Below are 19,168 nucleotides of genomic sequence, written 5' to 3'. Positions count from 1 at the left end.
GATCACCCCGAACCCAGAGGAACTCCCATGACGCTCGACCTCGACCTGCTGCGCTCGCTGCCGAAGGTCTCGCTGCACGACCACCTGGACGGCGGGGTCCGACCGGCGACCGTCTTCGAGATCGCCGCCGAGATCGGGCACCCGCTGCCCGCCGACTCGCCGGTCGCGCTCGGCCGCTGGTTCGCCGAGTCGGCCGACTCCGGCTCGCTGGTGCGCTACCTGGAGACGTTCGACCACACCGTCGCGGTCATGCAGCGCCCGCAGGACATCCGCCGGGTGGCGCGGGAGTTCGTCGAGGACCTCGCCGCCGACGGCGTGGTCTACGGCGAGACCCGCTACGCGCCGGAGCGGCTTACCGAGGGCGGGCTGAGCGAGGCGCAGGCGGTGGAGGCCGTCCGGGACGGCATCGCCGAGGGCGTCGCGGCTGCCGCCGAGCAGGGCCGGACCATCGTGGTGCACCAGCTGCTCGACGCGATGCGGCACGAGCCGCCGAGCACCCGGATCGCCGAGCTGGCCCTGGCGTACCGCGATCAGGGCGTCGCCGGCTTCGACATCGCCGGCCCCGAGGACGGCTTCCCCGCCGAGCAGTGGGCCGACGCCTTCGCCGTGTTGCGCGAGCAGCTGCTGCCGTTCACGATCCACGCGGGCGAGGCCGCCGGGGTCGAGTCGATCCGGGGCGCGCTCGGCTGCGGTACCCGGCGGATCGGGCACGGCGTCCGGATCATCGGCGACATCAGCCACGACGCCGACGGCGAGGTGGTGCTCGGGCCGGTGGCCGCGTACGTCCGCGACGCCCGGATCACCCTCGAGCTCTGCCCCTCCTCGAACGTGCAGACCGGCGCGGTCGCCTCGCTGGCCGAGCACCCGTTCCGGGTCCTGGACGAGCTCGGCTTCCGGGTGACGGTCAACAGCGACAACCAGCTGATGAGCAGCACCACCCTGACCGGCGAGTACGGCGTCCTGGTCGAGCACTTCGGCTACGACCTCCCCGGCCTGCGCCGGATCACCTTGAACGCCGCCAAGAGCGCTTTCCTGCCCTTCGACCAGCGCCAGGCCCTGATCAACGACGTCATCCTGCCCGCCTGGACCTGAGTTGTCAGACACCAGTTGACCCATGGGTCAACTGACGTCTGACAAGTCGGGGTACGCCGATGCGGGCGAGGTCGCTCATCATGGACGCGGGCTCGAGTCGGACCTCGAGCGACGTTGCCCTCAGCACGCGGGAGCCGTCAACCACAAGGCTCCGCTCCCTGCGCATGTCGGCCTGCCAGTGCTCGACCTCGAAGTGGTGCGCCCCGTCGATCTCGAGAACGACCTTTTCGCCGCTGGGTAGCACCCATTCGGCGTCGAGGTAGCGCCATCTTCCGGTTGCGTCCCTACGTCGCACCTGCCGGTCTGGCTCGGCCAAGCCGTAACGACGGCAGACTCGGATCAGGTCCAGCTCGCTGATGGCCTCGGAGCCGCCGGCGATGTCCACGATGGTCTCCCGCAGATACGCCTTGTGACGGATCTGGCCGATAGTCAGCATCTCTGCCTCCAACTGCAGCGCAGTACAGAGGCGTTGTTGGACGACCGCTGCAGCGATGGCGCAAGCAAAGCGCGGCCAGGGTTGCCAGGCCGCAGCGTCGAGCGTGGATCGCGCGACGCTGGTGCACCGCAGGCCCTGGCGTTCCACGTGCCAGTCTGCATCGACACGGCGAGATTCGTGCACGACGAGCCCGGTATGGGGCACCACCTTGGCCCCCCTGGGCACCATCAGGTGCACCAACGCCGCAGCGCGCGCAAAGTCGCGGAAGCCGGCCAACTCAAGAGCAGTGTGGCTGACGAGGGCCGCAGGCATTCCGACGTCGAGGGTGCTCGCCCACATCAGCTGTCGGCGGGACAGGTCGGCGTTGTGCAGCAGGATCACGTGCCGACCCCACGTGGTCCACCGTCGGGCAGCGAGCTGAGCGCGGATCTCGAACTGGTTCAGTCCGAGCGCCTGCAGCTGCGCCCTGGTCACCACTCGCTCCTGTCGCGATGCGAGGAGGTGGAACCCATCTGGGAGCTTGGGAGTGCGACGCATGGGCACCACTGTGGGCGTCGTCGTCGGCGTCCGCGAGGTCCAATGAAGATCTGTGGATGGCGCCGTGACGCGTCCATACCTGTGGATACCGAGCTGTCAGACGTGAGTTGACCTCTGGGTCAACTCACGTCTGACAAGTCGGGTCAGCTGCAGGTCGCGCTAGCTGTCGTCTCGCGAACATCAGGAGATGACCGCCCTCCGAGGAGGGACGTGAGGCTTGCCAACCCGGTCCGGACTCCTTACATTATACGTATGCATCTCACGCTCGCCGACAAGAACCGGGTTTCCGGCACCTTCTCAGTGGTCCGTGAGCCCGACCGACCAGACGTTGCCGCCCAGTCGGACCCGGCCGTGATCGCGAAGGTGTCGACGATGCTGAGCGAGATCGAGCAGCAGGGTCTGCCTGCGGTCCGCCGCTACGCCGAGAAGCTCGACGGCTGGAGCGGTGGCGACGACTTCGAGATCCCCGCCGACCAGGTCGAGACGCTCACGTCCGGACTGCCCCAGGACCTCCGTGACGCCCTCGACGCCGGGGCTGAGCGCACCCGCCGCTTCGCCAGCCTGCAGCGTGCGCACCTGACCGACTTCGAGGACGAGGTCATCCCCGGCGTCGTCTGCGGCCAGAAGTACGTGCCGGTCAGCAACGTCGGCGCCTACTTGCCGGCGGGTCGCTTCCCGCTGCTGGCCAGCGCCTTCATGACGATCGGCGTCGCCCGCGCGGCGGGCGTGCCCAACGTCGTCTCGGCCACGCCGCCGTCCCACCAGGGCACCGCGCACCCAGCCGTGCTCTACGCCGCCCGGGCCTCTGGTGCTGAACGCATCTTCGCCCTCGGCGGGGTCCAGGCGCTCGCCGCAATGGCGTTCGGGCTGCTCGACGGTGTGGCCGCCGACATGATCGTCGGTGCCGGAAACGCGTACGTGGCCGAAGCCAAGCGTCAGCTGTACGGGCTCGTGGGCATCGACGTGCTCGCCGGACCGTCGGAGGTCGCCGTGATCGCCGACGAGACCGCTTCCGCCACCATGGTCGCCGCCGACCTGCTCGCCCAGGCCGAGCACGGGCCCAGCTCGCCGGCCTGCCTGGTGACCACCTCGGCCAGTCTGGCTGCGGCGGTCGAGATCGAGATCGCCCGTCTTCTCGAGGGCCTGGCCACTCGCGACATCGCCGGTGCCGCCTGGCGCGACTGGGGCTCCATCTACGTAGCCGACTCGGCCAAGACGGCCATCGAGATCATGGACCTGCTGGCGCCCGAGCACCTGGAGATCCTGGCGATCGACCCCGACTTCTACCTCGACAACCTGCACAACTACGGCTCGCTCTTCCTTGGTGAGTGGAGCACGGTCGCCTACGCCGACAAGGGCATGTCCGGCACCAACCACGTGCTGCCGACCGCCCGAGGCGCGCGCTACACCGCGGGGTTGTCGGTCACCGGCTACCTCAAGCAGCTGACGTACCAGAAAGCCACCCGCGCGGCGACCACGGCCCAGGCCGGTCCGGTGGTCACCATCGCCGACTTCGAGGGCATGCCGGGGCACCGCGACAGCGCCCAGCTGCGGCTCGACCTGATCGCCTCCGAGTAGATCCCGCAGCTCCGTCCCGGCTGAGGCTCATCTCACCGAGACATACGTATAGCAGATCAGCGCGGAGTCGCTCGAGCCGCACGACCGCCCGCCCGTTCATCCCCGGGTCCGACACGTCGAAGGAGAGGTTCGATGCGCATCTCCCGCTCGCTCCGGGCTGTCCATCGCGCTGAACGTCGTCGGGTTCAGCTGCCCTCCGCCATGGTGATGAACCTGGCGGAGCTCGAGGAGATGCGCGAGGCCGCGCAGATCGACGGCGCGTCGCCCCGGCAACGGCACCTGTTCAGCATCATCCGCAGCCGGCGCGGGGTGCCGGGACTCACGGTCCTGATGGTGACCGTCGTCCGCGTCTTCGACTCGCCGATACCGCTGGCGCCACCGTTGCTGACCAACGGCAACGAGCCGTCGAAGGTCCATCTCTATCGCGCCGCCTTCAACGGGTCCTCGCGGTACCTGGGTCTGGGCAGCGCGGTCAGCGTGCTCACGATCGTCCTCATCCTGATCCTGCTCAGCCCCTCCACACCCAGCTCCGTGAAGGGGGCCCGGGCGTGACGAGCGAGCTGTCGGCGGCCAGCGGTCGGTCGTCGCGTACTGCCCCGGGCGTCGCCGACCGCATCATCCGCCCTCGCCCACGGGTGCACCGGCCGAGCGCGGCTCTGGTCTGGGGGATCCTGCCGAGGATCACCTGCGTGCCGATGGTGCTCCCGTTCCTGTGGGCGGCGCTGTCGAGCACCAAGCCGACCGACGTAGCCTTGGCCAACCCGCCCGGCCTCGCCCCCCCGCCCGCCTTCGCCGATACCCCGACCTTCACCCCGCTCGGTCAGAACCTGTCGCTGCGGCAACAGGCGTCGTCGGCGACGGGGCTCTGGACCCTCCCCGCCCTCGGCGTCGCCGTCATCGCCCAGAAGTACCTGTTGGCCGGGCTTGCCTCCGGCGCGGTCCAGGGGTGACTCCCGTTCCGGAGCCGGTCGCCGAGCCGCTGGTGCTGCTGCCGGGGATGGGGTGCACGCCCGATCTCTGGTCGCTGCTGGACCTCGAGGTGGAGTCGATGATGCCGGTGCTCGAGGAGCCAGATCTGGACGCCGAGGTCGACCGCCTCCTTGGCTTGTTGCCGAAGAGGTTTGCGTTGGCGGGTTTGTCCCTCGGTGCGATCGTGGCGATGGCGCTCGTCCGGCGTGCGCCGGAACGGGTGAGCCGGCTGGCCCTGCTGTCCACCAACCCGTACCCGCCGACCCCGGCGCAGCGCGCGGTCTGGGCTGAGCAGCGAGAGCGGTTGGGGTCCGGTTCCGCATGGGAGCTGCAGGCGACGTTGCTGCCCGTGCTGCTGGGAGACCGCCCGGACCTGGTGACGCGCACGCTGGCCATGGCCGAAGAGCTCGGCTCGGCGACCTACGACGCACAGCTACGGTTGCAGGACACCCGGGTGGACGAACGTCCCGGATTGGCTCAGGTGCGGGTGCCGACCCTGGTGCTGGCCGCCCGGGACGACCGGCTCTGCCCGCTCGAACGCCATCAGGAGATCGCCCGCCTGGTGCCCGGCGCCGAGCTGGCGGTGGTCGAGGAGTGCGCCCACCTGTCACCCTTCGAGCAGCCCGCCGCGGTCAGCGGTCATCTCCGCCGCTGGCTGACCGCGGCCTGATCCTCACGACCCGCCCTGAGCAAGGGGGCGCCGGCGTCGCGTGCTGGAAGCCGAAGACGTGTGCGGGCTGAACCGTTGCTGGACTCTGTGCTCGCTCGAGTCGATCTTCGTGTCGACACCGTCTATCAGCTGCTGCGGCAGGGTCCTCGGGCAGGCGCGAGCGAGGTAGGCATCGTGACAACCTGTCGCGGCCGATGACTACATACGTATGACTTCTTCAAGACCGACGGCGGCGGGACGGTCAGGGCCCGCGCACGCCTCGATCGGCTGCAGACACCGACGCGAGGGGGACCACTGCTGATGACCAACCACGACGTCGCCACGACCGTCGAGTCGGTACGACCAGTCCGGCTGCGACCGGGAGTGCCGTTCGTCTCTGTCAACCGCACCTCCGAGTCGGTCACGGTGGCTTTCGACCTGGACGCGATGGCGCGGCGGGCGGCCAGCTTCTGGTGGAGCGGATCGAGGGGGCGGCGCGAGTCCTACCGGCACGAGTCGTTCCCGAGCCGAATGGGGCGGCGGGGCACCCTCGACGGCCACGCCGTGTGAAGCCTGCCCAACCCCCCTTGAGCCAGATAAGTGCATACGCATACACTCGACCTCATCGGTACCGTCGACCTGGAGGAGACCCGATGCCGCTCGACCCCGTGGCGTTCGAGCCGTACGCCGACCCGGACGACTTCATCCGTGAGGTGACCGACCTGATCTGGGTGAACCGGTCCATCGGTCACATCTGGGAGAACTACGAGCCGGACTCGATCGTCCACGGCGCGTACGGCACCTCGGTCGGGGTGGACGAGGTCGTGGCTGGCACCCTGATGCGCGTCGCGACGACCCCGGATCGGGTCGGCCAGGCCGAGGACGTGATCTGGGAAGCCCGCGGCGACGACGCGTTCCTCAGCTCGCACCTGGTCCTCTCAGCCGACCCAGCCGTCGGGTTCATCCACCGCACCATCGCCAACTGCCTGTACCGGCGGGGTCGGATGGTGGAGGAGTGGGTGGTGCGGGACTCCCTCGCCATCGCCCTGCAGGTGGGCGAGGACCCCGACGCCGTGGCGCGCGAGAAGGGCTATCTCGGCTACTCGGGCAGCATGACCGAGGCGCCGCCGACCGACGTGCTGGCCGTCGGCGACTCCGGGCCCAGACCTGATGACTTCCGCGCCGAGACCGCGATGGTGCTGGAGATGATCGACCAGGTGTGGAACGGCCGCGACCTGAACGCGGTCGAGCGCTACTTCGCTCGCGACCTGACGCTGCACACCATCGGCTATCGCACCTTCCTCCGGCCGGAGAACTACCGACGGGCCCTGCTGCAGCTGCTGCGGCCGTTCCCCACCGGTCGGTTCGAGGTCCGGGACCTGGCGACGAACGACGACCCCCGCTACGCCGGCCTCCGGATCGCTGTCACCTGGGTCTTCAAGGGCCGCTACAACGGTGTGGCCGACTTCGGCCCGCTGACCGGAACGCCGGTGGAGATCCTGGGCATCTCGCAGTTCCTGGTCCAGGGCGGTCGGATCGTCCGCGAGGTGCGGCTCTACGACGAGATCGCCGTCCGCACCCAGATCGCTGTCCAGCGCGGCGACACTCCCTACGACAGCACCAACATCTACTGACGTGCCCGAAAGGGACCGCTCATGACCGACGTGACTGTCCCCTCCACCGAGGTGACGACGCTCGGACTGGGTGGGCCGAGAAAGCTGGCTGAGCGCGCGCCTCGGGGCAGGCGGGCACGATGACCGGTATGAGTCTCGCCACCCCTGTGACCGTCGCGGCTTGCCAGCTGCGGATCGACATCGACGACCCGGACGGCAACCTGGCCCGGGTGGTGACGGCCGTGGACGCTGCCGTTGCCGCGGGGGCCCAGCTCGTGGTCGTCCCCGAGCTGGTGACGTCGGGCTACGTGTTCGCCGATCTCGCCGAGGCGTGGCAGCGGGCCGAGCCGGTTGACGGACCGACCGTACGGCTGCTCACCGACCTGTCCGCCCGGCACCAGATCGTGCTGGTCGGCGGCTTCTGCGAACGTTCGGAGGGTGAGCGGCCGTTCAACAGTCTGGTGGTCGTCGACCGCGGCGAGGTGCTCGCCGTCTACCGCAAGACCCACCTGTGGGGGACCGAGAAGAACGTCTTCACCGCCGGCGACGCGCCCGCCCCGGTGCTGACGACCAGCGTCGGCCGGGTGGCGGCGATGATCTGCTACGACCTGGAGTTCCCGGAGATGGTCCGCGACGTCGCGCTCCGTGGCGCCCAGCTCGTGGTCGCTCCGTCCAACTGGCCCAGCAACTCCCCGCCGCCGGGGGAGCGGCCGCCGGAGGTGGTCAAGGCCCAAGCGGCCGCTTCGGTGAACCGGGTCTTCGTGCTCGTCACCGACCGCTGCGGCGCCGAGCGTGGGGTCGAGTGGGTCGGCGGCAGCGTGATCTGCGACGTCGAGGGGTACGCCGTAGCCGGACCGGCCACGGGTGGCGAGGCGCTGCTGCTGGCCGACCTCGACCTCGACCGGGCCCTGGACAAGTCGGTCGGCCCGTACAACGACGCCATGACCGACCGGCGCCCCGACCTCTACTGATCTCAGGCGGATCTCACCTTCGGTGTGACTAGATCGGACTAGATCCGGCTGCCCGGCTGGGTCGCCGACGTTGCCGAGCTGCTGGTCACCCGGGAGGAACGGATGGCCGTGGTGCACCGGCTGGCCGCCCGGCTCAAGGCTTAGCCGTGGTGAGCGACGTGCTCCGCGACGAGGCGCTGCGTGGCGACGAGCCCGAGCAGCCGATGGCCTGCTCGTCGATCCGGGCCACGGGGAAGGCCCCTCGGGCGGCATGATCTTGTCAACCTCGCGGAGGATCCCCACACTCCTGCGCGGGGCCGAGGACGCGCCTCAGGAGGCCAGCCGGCTGAGCTTGAGGGTCTGCTTACAGTCGTCGTAGGCCTTGAGCCGAGCAATCGATGAGGACCTGCGACTGGCTGCTGCTTGCTGTCGAGCGGCCCCGCAAGGCAGGGATCGGCGCCATCCACCTCGACAACCTTCCCGCCGATCTCTAGAGACCACGAGGGGGCGCTCATGTTGCACGCGCCGACTCGACGGGCCGGCTTCAAGGTTTTCCGTGACGTGAGGCCTCAGTAGATGAGTCGGAGGATGACGAGGCGGGGCCGGTCCGGGCGGAAGACGAAGGTGATCAGGCCGACGCTGGCGCTGTCGGTCGTGGTCCACTGATCCGTACGCCGATCATAGGAGGAGTTGGTTTCGGGGTCCTCGAGCATCTGGGCGACGCGGGCGTCAATCAGTCGTTGCTGCTGGCCGGACAGCGCCTGGTACTGGTCCTCGGCGATGTCGACCCAAGCCACGGCATAGCGGGTCACCTAGAGCGCGGTCGACTCGGCTGCCGCTCGAACGGTGGTGAAGGGCCGTCCGACGTCCTCACCGGCGCGGAACCTCCGGACCAGGTCGACCTCTTCCTCGGTGAGCGGGTTCGCGCGGAGGGCGGCGATCCCCCACCAGCGAGTCAGCACCGACTCGGACTCGGTCAGGTCCAGGGTGTCCGCGGCGCGGACGAGGGCCTCGCGGTACTCCCGCTCGAACTCCGGAGCTTCCTCGGGCGACAGCTCACGTAACGCCGCGGAGATGTCCTGACCCGTGCGCGCGATCTTCGTCGTGCCAACCATGCCGAGCAGTGTCCCACGAACGGCTGACACTGCACCCGATCGCCGTAGCCAGTTCCGCGTCTTCAGGGAAGCAACGGCGACGTCGCTGCTGGTACGGGTCAGCAGTGGCCTGTCACCCCTCCCTCGGTGACGACCGCCTCGAATCCCGGGGATCGACCGAGTCCGTGCTGTTGAGGGTCCTTAGGCTCGATGAGGTCCCGCTCCTACGTCCTACGGGCGGGCATCCGGTTTACCTGAACAGTGGACAGGCCGAACGGCGACTGGCCAGACGAGGTCCGGTCCGCTTGCTCATTCCGGGTGTCGTGGTTCAACGAGGGTGAGCGACCTGGTTGTCGTCCCTGAGGGTGACAGTTTCTCAGCTAGTGGTCGTCGGTACCGGCCGCGGTGCGTACGGCATCGGTGCCGCATGTCACCCGGCCGGGTGACAGGTCCGCCGCAACGACCGCCCGGACCTCGGGCATCATCGGGCAATGACCATGGACGCTGCTCCTCTGGAGGAGACCACGGTCACGGGAGGCACAACGCTGCTGGTCCACCGGCTGCGGGAGGGTCTGGTGGCACGCAACGTGATGACCGAGGAGCTGGCGGCCACTACCGAGGCCGCCCGCCGGCACGGGGTGGCTGTGACTTTCGACGAGCCAGCGCACCGTCACCGCCGGGTCGGAGCCGTCGTCCAGGGCCAGGTCGAGACGGGTCGCGGCCCGGCGCAGCAGACCTTCGGAGGGTGGTCAACATCCCTTCAGCGACATCTCCGGCACCCAGGCCAGATGTCACCTACTCGTGCCGCAGACCCCTGGCATCGGCCGCGGACCAACAGGTGTGTTGAGGAGTTGAAGTGAATGGGTGCCACGGGTGTCGCACTCAGGCGGCACCGGAGCGCTCGGACGAGTTGCCCTTTCGGCACGGGCAACAGCTAGCGCCCCTGTCTGGTCTCGGAGGCGATGCGACGCGATTCGACGATCAATGCTTTCTGCCGTTCCTCCTCCTCCTTTTTGCGACGCTTTGCCTGCTCGTCGGCATACTGCCCGGCGTTGGCATTCTCTTCAGCACGCCGCACCTCAGAGTGGGTGGGCGGTGGGATGTCGGGCACGTGAACTCCTCGTGATGAGGGAGTGATAAAGCGGTGTATTGAAAATCGTTTACCCATCCATGGTGGGCCGTCCTGATCTTGCGCTGCACAGTACGCCGGCCTACGCGCAGCCGCGTGACTTCCGCGCTCGACGTCCGCGCCGCGGCGGTACGACTTCACCGAGATGTCCTCACCCCCTTCCCTGGGTGCGTTGCTTCGCCGCGCGGCGCGCATGACCCTTGACCTTGCGGATCATTCTGTTCCGAGCCGCGAGGGCGACGTTGTCCGGATACTTGCCCAGAATGATAAGGCTGACCGGAGAACGTCGATAGGCGAAGGCCGTGAGGTGCACAGTCGCTGCTGTCACCGATCCGTTGGGCCCTACATGCGGCGCCCTTACCTCAACGCGGTAGCGGCCACCGGCGCCACTAATGAGGCCGATGTGCTCGTACGGCTGTCCGTCTGCGTCATCAACGATGTAGGCGCGGGATTCCCATCTGACCGACGAGAATCCTATCGCTGACTTCGCTGCCGCCTCCGGAAGCCATCGATCCGGGTTCGGGACGTCGCCGCCGAGTTTCACGACCTTTGGTGAGGTCAGCATCGCCCCTGCGACTCTGCCGACGACAGCCAGCGCGATAATCCCAAGGATGATGATGACGAAGGCGGCGGAAGAATCCATGAGTCGTTACCTGTTGAGTGATGCCGTAGGCTATTTGCAGGCACCCCACTGACAATGGTGATCCTTGAAGCCGTTCACAACTGCTTCGTTGCACCACGCGCATCGCGGGTGCCCAGCTTGGACGCAGGCCATGATGGTGCCCTCTCCTTGACGGTTTTGATTCCAACTCACAGTAGTTCGCGAAGGCCCGCCACGTTGTCACCCGCCGGTGTGACATAAGTGCTTCACGCGAGGAACCGACCTGGTGGGCCGTCCGCCGATGGCGCGACAATCCCTTTCGGATCCGCAACTCAGGTCCACAGCGCGGTACACAAAGCCGGTTTGTCGCCACCGAGCGTGAAACACTCGTCCTACAGAGGTCGCAGCTTTTAAGGGCTTGAAGGGCGAGCCGCCAGCGCTTGGACGGCGGGCGCTGAGCCGAGGTGTGTCGAGCTGCGCCTGCCTAGAGCCGGCCCGACTGAGAACGTAGCTGGACTCGGACTCCCGCGGCATAGGGTTCTCCTCATGAGCTCACGCGTGCTGACCGCCGTGGCCTGGCCGTACGCCAACGGCCCGCGCCACATCGGTCACGTCTCCGGATTCGGGGTCCCGTCCGACGTCTTCTCCCGCTACATGCGGATGAGCGGGCACGACGTGCTGATGGTTTCGGGCACCGACGAGCACGGCACCCCGATCTCGGTCCAGGCCGAGCGCGAGGGGATGACCACCCGCGAGCTGGCGGACAAGTACAACCGGGTGATCGTGGAGGACCTGCAGGGGCTCGGGCTGTCGTACGACCTCTTCACCCGGACCACGACGCAGAACCACTACAGGGTGACCCAGGAGCTCTTCCTCGGGCTGTACAAGAACGGCTACGTGGTGCCGCAGACGGCGATGGGCGCGGTCAGCCCGTCCACCGGCCGGACGCTGCCCGACCGCTACATCGAGGGCACCTGCCCGATCTGCGGCTACGACACCGCCCGCGGCGACCAGTGCGACAACTGCGGCAACCAGCTCGACCCGGTGGACCTGATCAACCCGAGGTCGCGGATCAACGGCGAGACACCGCTCTTCCAGGAGACCGAGCACTTCTTCCTCGACCTGCCGGCGCTGTCGGGCTCGCTGTCGCGCTGGCTCGGCGACCGCAGCGACTGGCGACCGAACGTGCTCAAGTTCAGCCAGAACCTGCTCGCCGTCCTGCGCCCCCGGGCGATCACCCGCGACCTCGACTGGGGCGTCCCCGTCCCGCTGGACGGCTGGCGCGACCAGCCGATGAAGCGGCTGTACGTCTGGTTCGACGCGGTGATCGGCTATCTGTCCGCCTCGGTCGAATGGGCCCGCCGTACCGGTGACCCGGACGCGTGGCAGCTGTGGTGGAGCGACCCCGAGGCGCTCAGCTACTACTTCATGGGCAAGGACAACATCGTCTTCCACTCCGTGATCTGGCCGGGCATGCTGCTCGGTCACAACGGCCAGGGCGACCACGGTGGCGAGGTCGGCCCGATGGGCGAGCTGCGGTTGCCGGACGAGGTCGTGTCGAGTGAGTACCTGACCATGAGTGGCGCCAAGTTCTCCACCAGCCGCAACAAGGTGATCTACGTCGGGGACTTCCTCCGCGACTTCGGGCCGGATGCGTTGCGTTACTTCATCGCCGTCGCCGGGCCCGAGACCACCGACAGCGACTTCACCTGGGACGAGTTCGTCCGCCGGACCAACTTCGAGCTCGCCAACGAGTGGGGCAACCTGGTCAACCGGTCGGTGTCGATGGCCCACAAGAACGTCGGGGCGATCCCCACCCCCGGCGCGTTGACCGACCTGGACGCGACGATGCTGCAGACCTCGCAGGCCTCCTTCGATGTGGTGGGGGACCTGCTGCGCCGGAACCGCTTCAAGGCCGCGATCAGCGAGGCGATGCGGGTGGCCGGGGCGGCGAACAAGTACCTCTCCGACGCCGAGCCGTGGAAGCTCAAGGACGACCCGGAACGTCGCGACACCGTGCTGCACACGGCCCTGCAGGTGGTCAGCGACGTCAATACACTGATGACGCCCTTCCTGCCGCACGCCGCGCAGAAGGTGCACGCGGCCCTGGGTGGCGAGGGCGTCTGGGCCGCCGAGCCGGAGATCCGCCAGGTCAGCGAGCAAAGCGGACCGGATTATCCGGTGATCATGGGCGACTACGCCGCCGAGCAGGCCCACTGGGCCAGTCGACCGCTGGTCCCCGGAACGCCCCTGGTCAAGCCCACCCCGCTGTTCCCCAAGCTGGACGAGGAGCTCGGCCGGACCGGCCCCTCCTGGGCGCCCATCGACCCCGCCTGACCCGACCTGTCAGAACTGAGTTGTCCCCTAGGACAACTCAGTTCTGACAAGTCGGCAGAAGGGGTGGGTCAGGTGACGGACACCTCCCAGGAGCGCCAGGGGCGGCGGGGCCTCTCTTCGTGGCCGGGGTCGATGCCGATGATCCGGCCGCCGCGCAAGGTGACGACGGCGTGCTTGGCCTCCTCGTCCAGGTTGGTCAGGGCGGCGGTGACCGGCGGGCCGGGCGCGAACCGCCGGTGGGACCAGTCGAAGACCGACGTGTGTCCGTGCACCTGGCTGAAGGGCAGCAGGCTGTCCTGCCAGCTCGGGACCAGCTCGCTCGAAGCGACCGCCCAGAGCGGACCGGCAGCGGAGTCCCGGCGGCGCCCGAGCAGCTCGCCGGCCCGGAAGACGGCGTCGCCGCGGCCGCTGGGCAGGGCGTTCAGGGCCGCTACGGCCTGCCGGACGTCACCGGGGGCGCCGAGCACCGATCGCCAGAAGCCGGCGGTCAGGCCGGCGTGGGTGATCAGGTACCGCTCTTCCGGGGTGACCACCGCAGCCGCCACCCGCAGCTGACCGCTGTCCCACCAGCGTCGCAGCGTGTCGGCGGCCTCCTCAGGCAGCTGTTCGGGCCAGGTGAAGACCGGCTCGCGCAGGTACTGGGCCTCGTGGTTGCCCACCAGCTGCAGCCACTGGTCGGGGACGTCGGTGAGGTAGCGGTCGACCAGCGCGACCACGGCGGCCGACTCGGGCCCGCGGTGCACGAGGTCGCCGACCTGGATGACGACGAGGTCGGCCGGCAGCGTCCCGGTCTCCGGGTCGGCACCCAGCCGGCGCAGCTCGCCGACCAGCTCCTCGAGGTGGCCGGCGACGTCGCCGATCACCGCCACCCGGCGCGGCGAGGTCACGGTTGGTGCGACGACGCGTCCGCGTCGGGCAACGCCCAGCCCTCTGCGGGCACGTACTGCGACACGTTGTCCATCCGCCGCTGCACCGCCGAGACCTCGCGGACGGCTTGGGCGAGGACGCTGCGGTCGATCGGGCTCACCTGGTCGAGCTGCACCAGGTCCGTCGGGGTCTCGCCGCGCTGGTGCTGGCGGATCTGGTAGCGCAGCCGCAGCCGCTGCAGCACCTCGAACACCTCGACCAGGGTGAGCGCCTGGTCCTGCGGCAGCATCGCGGAGCCGGCGGCGGCCTGCAGCCGTTCCGTGGTCGGCAGCGCGGCAGACCCGACGCTGAGAGCGGCCCAGCGGGCGAGGTTGACGATCGGCAGCAAGGCGTGGTCCTTCACGTCGAAGCTGCCCGTACGCCGGGTCAGCAGCCCGCGGCTGGGGGGCATCCGCGCCCGGCGGGACAGCGACTCCTGCAGCAGCAGCCGCATGGTGCCGGGGTGGCGGCGGAGGTCGCTGAACACCGCGGCGGCGGCGGGCAGGCCGGGGTCGCCGTGGATCGGTCGGCCGTCGACGAGGAGGGACGTCATGATGGCGCCCTGGTTCTCCACCGGGTTGGCGAGCCACTGCCCGGCGACGCGTCGCCAGTCGGCGTTCGTCCGGGCGAAGAGTCGGCGTTTCGCCGTAGCGCCGTGGGCGTCGCTGCTGAGGCCCGCCCCGGTCAGCACGGCCTCGACCTCGCCGAAGACGGTGCGGTAGGCGTCCGCCTCGGCCTCGGACAGCTCGTCGACGAAGGCCACGGCGGAGTCCACGTCGGAGCTCGGCACCGCCTCGCGTCGCCCGTTGCTGCCCAGGGACAGCCAGGTGAAGGCATCGACCGACAGCTCGGGGTGGTCGGCGAAGACGAGAGCGATGGCCCGCCGGATCACGGTGTCGCGGATGGCGGAGTGCACCGCGATCACCTTGTCGGCCGCGAGACCGCGGGAGAGGAGGTCGGCGAGCATCGCCGGCACCCGTCGCGTCCGCATCGTCAGCTGGTCGAGCGTCGTGGCCCGGCGCAGCTGCTCGTGCAGCGCGACCCCGGCGGTGGTCGGCGAGACGGCGAAGTCCCGGGGGGCCACGACACCCCGCAGCTGGCCGGCGCGGTCGGTGACGAGCAGGAACTCGGCGTCGGCGTCCAGCATCATGATCAGGGCTTCGGCTGCGGAGCTGCCCAGCTCGATGACCGGCGGGGTCGGGTCCATCACCTGTCCCGCGGCGACGGTGGGCGGTTGGGTACCGGCCAGGATGTGCCGGCGCAGCAGGGCGTCGGTGATCAGACCGTAGGAGCCGTCCAGCTGGTGCACGGCGGCGTAGCCAGAGCTGCCGGCCGTCATCTGGCGGGCGACCTCCTCAGCCGGGACGTCCGGTGCGACGACGACCGGCTGCCGAAGGATCAGCTCGTCGACCGTGCTGAAGGCCGGCGCCCCGGCGGCGGCCTGCCGACTGGCCGTCGCCATCTGTTCGGCCAGGTAGCGAGCGCCGCGTCGCGAGGTGAAGGCGGGCTCGACGACCGCTCCCGGCATCCGGGCCACGGTCACTTCGCTGGTGGCGACCGCCCGCGGACCGACCGGACGTTCGGTCAGCATGGCCGAGAAGCCGAAGACGCCCCCCGGACCGAGCACCTGGTCGGCCGGCTCGTTCAGCGCGTCGGCCAGGTTCCAGAGCTCCACCCGGCCGGCGATCACCAGGAACACCTCGGCGGTGGCCTTGGTGAAGGCGTCGTAGATCAGCTCGCCGGACGACAGGTGCTCGATCCTGGCTTCGCCGGCTACGGCCCGCAACGACCCCGGGTCAAGGGAGTCGAAGGGGGCGTAGCCGGCGAGCAGGGCTGCGAGGTCCTCCGGCACGGGGGGCGTGACTCCGGTCAGGCGGTCCCGGGCGTCGGCGGGCTCGGGATGCTGTACCCGGACGGGCCTACGTTGTTCTGCAGCGACTTCTTCCACGACCCGTCGGTGATGTACTGCTTCAGAGCCTCGTTGACCTTGGTGACCAGGTCGGTGTTGCCCTTCTTGACGCCCACACCGTACCGCTCATCGGTGAAGCCCTTGCCGACCAGCCGGAGCTTGCCCTTGTACTGCGGCGTGGCGGCGAAGCCGGCGAGGATGACGTCATCGGTGGTGACCGCGTCGACCGTGCTGGCGGCCAACGCCGAGACGCAGTCGGAGAACTTGGGATACTCCTTCAGCGTGATCTTGCCCTTGAAGTTGTCCTTGATGTAGGCCGACGACGTGGTCCCGGTCACCGAGCACAACGTTCGGCCGTTGAGGGTCTCCGGGCTGGAGATGTCCTCCTCGTTGCGACGGACCAGCAGCGTCTGGTGGGCGACGAAGTACGGGCCCGCGAAGTCCACCTCCTGCTTGCGGTCTTCGGTGATCGAGTAGGTCGAGAAGACCAGGTCGGCTGACCCGTCCTCGAGCAGCTTCTCCCGGTCGGCCGGGTTGGCCTCGACCCAGGTGATCTTGTCCTTCGACACCCCGAGGGCGGCGGCTACGTAGGTCGCGGTGTCCACGTCGAACCCCGTGTACGTGTCCCCGGTCTTCAGCCCCAGCCCGGGCTGGTCGAAGGAGATGCCGATCTTCAGGCTGCCGCCCGACGCCCCGGGAAGCGGGGCCGGCGTCCCCACCTCGCCGCCCGACCCACAGCCGGCGAGCGTGATGGCGGTGACGGCGGCCAGTGCTGCTGCCGCGATCCGTCGTTGGATGGTGCGCATCTACGTTCTCCTGTTCCGTCGATCTCAGACGATCGAGGCGTCGTCGGCGGGGTCGAGGTCGTCCGGCGTGACGTCGCTGTAGCGGGGGCCGTCAAGGGTCCAGAGGGACTCGATCTTGTTCCCGGTGTTCTCGACCACCTTGGGCTTGACCACGCGCCAGCTGAGCGCCAGGACCGCGGCGAGCACGGGGATACCGAACACGACGACGAGGAAGCTCGTCTTGTGCAACAGGTACGGAGAGGCCTGCCAGCCCGAGATGGCCAGTCCGATCAGGACGAGGACGAGGAAGACCAGGCCGATCAGCGAGGTGTACGGGTAACCCGGAGCCTGGAACGCACCCTTCGGGATCACGCCCCGGTCGGTGAGCTGCCGCAGCCGGATCTGGCAGGCGAAGATCGTCCCCCACGTGAACAGGATCATCACCGACGTCGCCTCGACCGCGATCTCGAACGCGTCGGGGGTGAGGAAGTTCAGCACGGAGCCTAGGACGAAGACCACCGACGTCATTACGATGCCGGCCCACGGGACACCCGACTTGCTCATCTTGAGGGTGAACTGCGGCGCCTGCTTGGACATGCCGAGGCTGCGTAGCACCCGGCCGGTGGAGTAGAGGCCGGAGTTGAGGCTGGACATGGCGGCCACGATCAAGATGGCCTGGATCACGGTGCTCATCCAGGTGAGGCCGAGCTTCTCGAAGACCGTGACGAACGGGCTCGTGCCGGCCGTGTACTGGTCGGTCGGCAGCATCGAGACCAGCAGCAGGATGGAGCCGATGTAGAACACCGCGATCCGGAAGATCACCGCGTTGACCGCCTTCGGCACCTCCTTCTCCGCGTCGGCCATCTCGCCGGCGGCGACCCCGACCATCTCGATGGCCGCGTACGCGAACACGACGCCGGACATCACCAGGATCGGGCCGTACCAGTTGAAGTCACCGGTGTGCGGCCAGAAGCCGCCCGGGTTGCTCCAGAGGTTCTGGAAGCCGGCCTTGTGGCCACCGATGTCGAAGCCGCCGATGACGACGACCAGACCGACGACCAGGAAGATCAGGATGGCGCCGACCTTGAGGATCGCGGCCCAGAACTCGAACTCCCCGAACGCCCGAGCCGAGAGCAGGTTGATCGACAGCACGACGGCCAAGGCGATCAGCACCGTGGCCCAGGTCGGCATGTTCGGCCACCAGTACTGGATGTAGAGACCGACAGCCGACAGCTCGGCGATGCCGGTCAGGGCCCAGTTGAGCCAGTAGATCCAGCCGGTGACGAACGCCCACTTCTCGCCGAAGAACTCGCGCATGTAGGAGACGAAGGCGCCGGAGGTTGCGCGGTGCAGCACCAGCTCGCCCAGGGCACGCATCAGGAAGTAGGCGATGACGCCCACGACGGCGTAGCTGATGACGAGGGCTGGTCCGGTGTTGTGCAGCCGGGAGGCTGAGCCGAGAAAGAGGCCGGTACCGATGGCGCCACCGATGGCGATCATCTGCACGTGCCGACTGTTCAGGGTCTGCTTGTAGCCGACCTGCTCAGCATTGAGCGAGTTTGGCTGTGTGTCTGTCTGGGTCATGGGCATCTTCCTCGAGGAGTCGACGTGGCGGGGGAGCTACCCGTCGGGGCCGCAGCGCGAAACTTCCTGTGACCCTAGCCACATGGATGAGTCGATCGCGTTGCGGGCCCTTACCGTCCCGTTACAGCAAGGCGCGACCCGGCGAGGATTTCCCGAGGTCCTCACCTGCTGGCGAAGCGGCTGGGTGGCCCGTCGGCGCTGCGGAAGGAATGCTCTCGTGTCTGTTCGGGCCCCCGCGTCCAGCCAAGTTGTGGCCCGGGCGCTTCTTCGGGACCGCCGTCCTCACCGCCGCGGACAGCTGAGCCGGCCGGCCGGGTAGGTTGCCAGGCATGGGATGGGCGAGCACGGAGAAGAAGGCACTGGTCGACACGCTGAGACGGGCTGACGCCGACGCCAGCACGCTGTGCACGGGCTGGTCGACCCGGCGGTTGCTCGCGCACCTGGTGCAGCGGGAGCAGGACGCGGTCGGCTCGATCGGCGACGCGATCAGCCGGCCGAAGCCCGGCCAGGAGAAGAACCTCGGTCGGCTCGCCGACGGCGCCAGCACCCCAGAGGGGTACGCGGCGCTCGTCGACCGGTTCGTCGCCGGGCCGCCCCGCTGGTCGCCGATGAGCTGGGCGTCCGAGCAGATCAACCTGGTCGAGTACGTCGTGCACCACGAGGACGTCCGGCGTGGCGGGGTCGTCGCGGCCGAGCCCCGGACGCTGCCCCCCGCCCAGCTGAAGGCGGTCTGGAAGCAGCTGTCGCTGATGGGGCGGCTGACGTTCCGCCGCTCACCCGTCCCGGTCGTGCTGGCCGTGCCCGGCGGAGCCAGTGCAGCGGTCAAGAAGGGGGACGATCCGGTGGTGATCACCGGTGAGCCCGTCGAGCTCGCCCTCTACGTCACCGGCCGGCGAGCCGCCGCACACGTCCAGGTCTCCGGTCCGCCTGCGGCCGTGGCCTCGTTCCAGTCCTGGGTCGCGTCCACCTGATCCTCTGACCTGAGCGGTCGTCGCCGGT

General features: G+C 68.9%; 19 protein-coding genes. 10 read left to right on the top strand and 9 right to left on the bottom strand.

Features of this window, described 5'->3' with window-relative positions:
* The first annotated feature begins 27 nt into the window (after positions 1–27).
* Positions 28–1,092 (top strand): adenosine deaminase, encoded by a 1,065-nt coding sequence (locus ACFE76_RS00325; RefSeq protein ID WP_375429735.1) that lies wholly within the window; start codon positions 28–30, stop codon positions 1,090–1,092.
* 4 nt (positions 1,093–1,096) lie between these two features.
* Here ACFE76_RS00325 and ACFE76_RS00320 read toward each other — a convergent pair whose 3' ends face one another.
* Entirely contained in the window at positions 1,097–2,002 is a 906-nt protein-coding gene (locus ACFE76_RS00320) for a hypothetical protein (RefSeq protein WP_375429734.1), read from the bottom strand.
* 315 nt (positions 2,003–2,317) lie between these two features.
* Between ACFE76_RS00320 and hisD the strand changes: the two genes are divergently transcribed.
* From hisD to ACFE76_RS00285, 7 genes are all read left to right on the top strand, one after another.
* Positions 2,318–3,643 carry a histidinol dehydrogenase gene (gene hisD / locus ACFE76_RS00315; protein ID WP_375429733.1) on the top strand — a complete coding sequence of 442 codons (1,326 nt, stop codon included), beginning with the start codon at positions 2,318–2,320 and terminating at the stop codon, positions 3,641–3,643.
* A gap of 132 nt (positions 3,644–3,775) precedes the next feature.
* Positions 3,776–4,195 carry a hypothetical protein gene (locus ACFE76_RS00310; protein ID WP_375429732.1) on the top strand — a complete coding sequence of 140 codons (420 nt, stop codon included), beginning with the start codon at positions 3,776–3,778 and terminating at the stop codon, positions 4,193–4,195.
* On the top strand, positions 4,192–4,593 hold the full coding sequence (locus tag ACFE76_RS00305) for a hypothetical protein (protein ID WP_375429731.1): 402 nt from the start codon (positions 4,192–4,194) through the stop codon (positions 4,591–4,593). The genes ACFE76_RS00310 and ACFE76_RS00305 overlap by 4 nt, the downstream gene beginning before the upstream one ends.
* The gene (locus tag ACFE76_RS00300; RefSeq protein WP_375429730.1) at positions 4,590–5,282 is read left to right on the top strand and encodes an alpha/beta fold hydrolase; all 693 of its coding nucleotides are present in this window, start codon (positions 4,590–4,592) and stop codon (positions 5,280–5,282) included. Before ACFE76_RS00305 ends, ACFE76_RS00300 begins: the two co-directional genes overlap by 4 nt.
* Positions 5,283–5,582: 300 nt before the next feature.
* On the top strand, positions 5,583–5,831 hold the full coding sequence (locus tag ACFE76_RS00295) for a hypothetical protein (protein WP_375429729.1): 249 nt from the start codon (positions 5,583–5,585) through the stop codon (positions 5,829–5,831).
* A gap of 83 nt (positions 5,832–5,914) precedes the next feature.
* Positions 5,915–6,895 (top strand): ester cyclase, encoded by a 981-nt coding sequence (locus tag ACFE76_RS00290; protein WP_375429728.1) that lies wholly within the window; start codon positions 5,915–5,917, stop codon positions 6,893–6,895.
* A gap of 119 nt (positions 6,896–7,014) precedes the next feature.
* The gene (locus ACFE76_RS00285; protein ID WP_375429727.1) at positions 7,015–7,845 is read left to right on the top strand and encodes a nitrilase-related carbon-nitrogen hydrolase; all 831 of its coding nucleotides are present in this window, start codon (positions 7,015–7,017) and stop codon (positions 7,843–7,845) included.
* Positions 7,846–8,393: 548 nt separating this feature from the next.
* Here ACFE76_RS00285 and ACFE76_RS00280 read toward each other — a convergent pair.
* The 4 genes from ACFE76_RS00280 to ACFE76_RS00265 all read right to left on the bottom strand — a co-directional run bounded on the left by ACFE76_RS00280 (position 8,394) and on the right by ACFE76_RS00265 (position 10,690).
* A complete protein-coding gene (locus tag ACFE76_RS00280; RefSeq protein ID WP_375429726.1) occupies positions 8,394–8,636 on the bottom strand; it encodes a hypothetical protein in 243 nt (80 codons plus the stop codon).
* Positions 8,637–8,939 carry a DUF6247 family protein gene (locus tag ACFE76_RS00275; protein ID WP_375429725.1) on the bottom strand — a complete coding sequence of 101 codons (303 nt, stop codon included), beginning with the start codon at positions 8,937–8,939 and terminating at the stop codon, positions 8,637–8,639.
* Between the two features lie 913 nt (positions 8,940–9,852).
* Positions 9,853–10,029: a hypothetical protein gene (locus ACFE76_RS00270; protein ID WP_375429724.1), complete on the bottom strand. Its 177-nt coding sequence runs from the start codon at positions 10,027–10,029 to the stop codon at positions 9,853–9,855.
* A 169-nt stretch (positions 10,030–10,198) separates the two neighbouring features.
* The gene (locus ACFE76_RS00265) at positions 10,199–10,690 is read right to left on the bottom strand and encodes a hypothetical protein (RefSeq protein WP_375429723.1); all 492 of its coding nucleotides are present in this window, start codon (positions 10,688–10,690) and stop codon (positions 10,199–10,201) included.
* Between the two features lie 504 nt (positions 10,691–11,194).
* On the opposite strand from ACFE76_RS00265, the gene metG reads away from it, so the two are divergent.
* Entirely contained in the window at positions 11,195–12,985 is a 1,791-nt protein-coding gene (gene metG, locus ACFE76_RS00260; protein ID WP_375429722.1) for a methionine--tRNA ligase, read from the top strand.
* 68 nt (positions 12,986–13,053) lie between these two features.
* On the opposite strand, the gene ACFE76_RS00255 is transcribed toward metG, so the two are convergent.
* The 4 genes from ACFE76_RS00255 to ACFE76_RS00240 are packed head-to-tail and all read right to left on the bottom strand — an operon-like array spanning position 13,054 to position 18,169.
* Positions 13,054–13,872: a metallophosphoesterase gene (locus ACFE76_RS00255; protein WP_375429721.1), complete on the bottom strand. Its 819-nt coding sequence runs from the start codon at positions 13,870–13,872 to the stop codon at positions 13,054–13,056.
* Positions 13,869–15,743, bottom strand: a complete 1,875-nt coding sequence (locus tag ACFE76_RS00250) for a putative nucleotidyltransferase substrate binding domain-containing protein (RefSeq protein WP_375429720.1) — start codon at positions 15,741–15,743, stop codon at positions 13,869–13,871. Before ACFE76_RS00250 ends, ACFE76_RS00255 begins: the two co-directional genes overlap by 4 nt.
* 17 nt (positions 15,744–15,760) lie before the next feature.
* Complete coding sequence (locus tag ACFE76_RS00245; RefSeq protein ID WP_375429719.1) at positions 15,761–16,606, bottom strand: glutamate ABC transporter substrate-binding protein; 846 nt, start codon at positions 16,604–16,606, stop codon at positions 15,761–15,763.
* A gap of 24 nt (positions 16,607–16,630) precedes the next feature.
* Positions 16,631–18,169, bottom strand: a complete 1,539-nt coding sequence (locus ACFE76_RS00240) for an amino acid permease (RefSeq protein ID WP_375429718.1) — start codon at positions 18,167–18,169, stop codon at positions 16,631–16,633.
* A gap of 329 nt (positions 18,170–18,498) precedes the next feature.
* Between ACFE76_RS00240 and ACFE76_RS00235 the strand changes: the two genes are divergently transcribed.
* Entirely contained in the window at positions 18,499–19,140 is a 642-nt protein-coding gene (locus tag ACFE76_RS00235; RefSeq protein WP_375429717.1) for a TIGR03085 family metal-binding protein, read from the top strand.
* The last annotated feature ends 28 nt before the right edge of the window (positions 19,141–19,168 follow it).

This window comes from uncultured Friedmanniella sp. (assembly GCF_964244005.1).
Taxonomy (GTDB): domain Bacteria; phylum Actinomycetota; class Actinomycetes; order Propionibacteriales; family Propionibacteriaceae; genus Microlunatus.
Note: the sequence above shows the minus strand (reverse complement) of the source record. Positions and strands in the feature narration are given on the sequence as shown.

Excerpts from the sequence above, each read along its gene's own strand:
- metG (WP_375429722.1), top strand. The coding sequence starts at position 11,195 with ATGAGCTCACGCGTGCTGACCGCCGTGGCCTGGCCGTACGCCAACGGC.
- ACFE76_RS00235 (WP_375429717.1), top strand. The coding sequence starts at position 18,499 with ATGGGATGGGCGAGCACGGAGAAGAAGGCACTGGTCGACACGCTGAGA.
- ACFE76_RS00265 (WP_375429723.1), bottom strand. The coding sequence starts at position 10,690 with ATGGATTCTTCCGCCGCCTTCGTCATCATCATCCTTGGGATTATCGCG.
- ACFE76_RS00290 (WP_375429728.1), top strand. The coding sequence starts at position 5,915 with ATGCCGCTCGACCCCGTGGCGTTCGAGCCGTACGCCGACCCGGACGAC.
- hisD (WP_375429733.1), top strand. The coding sequence starts at position 2,318 with ATGCATCTCACGCTCGCCGACAAGAACCGGGTTTCCGGCACCTTCTCA.
- ACFE76_RS00310 (WP_375429732.1), top strand. The coding sequence starts at position 3,776 with ATGCGCATCTCCCGCTCGCTCCGGGCTGTCCATCGCGCTGAACGTCGT.
- ACFE76_RS00325 (WP_375429735.1), top strand. The coding sequence starts at position 28 with ATGACGCTCGACCTCGACCTGCTGCGCTCGCTGCCGAAGGTCTCGCTG.
- ACFE76_RS00295 (WP_375429729.1), top strand. The coding sequence starts at position 5,583 with ATGACCAACCACGACGTCGCCACGACCGTCGAGTCGGTACGACCAGTC.
- ACFE76_RS00275 (WP_375429725.1), bottom strand. The coding sequence starts at position 8,939 with ATGGTTGGCACGACGAAGATCGCGCGCACGGGTCAGGACATCTCCGCG.
- ACFE76_RS00285 (WP_375429727.1), top strand. The coding sequence starts at position 7,015 with ATGACCGGTATGAGTCTCGCCACCCCTGTGACCGTCGCGGCTTGCCAG.
- ACFE76_RS00240 (WP_375429718.1), bottom strand. The coding sequence starts at position 18,169 with ATGACCCAGACAGACACACAGCCAAACTCGCTCAATGCTGAGCAGGTC.
- ACFE76_RS00245 (WP_375429719.1), bottom strand. The coding sequence starts at position 16,606 with ATGCGCACCATCCAACGACGGATCGCGGCAGCAGCACTGGCCGCCGTC.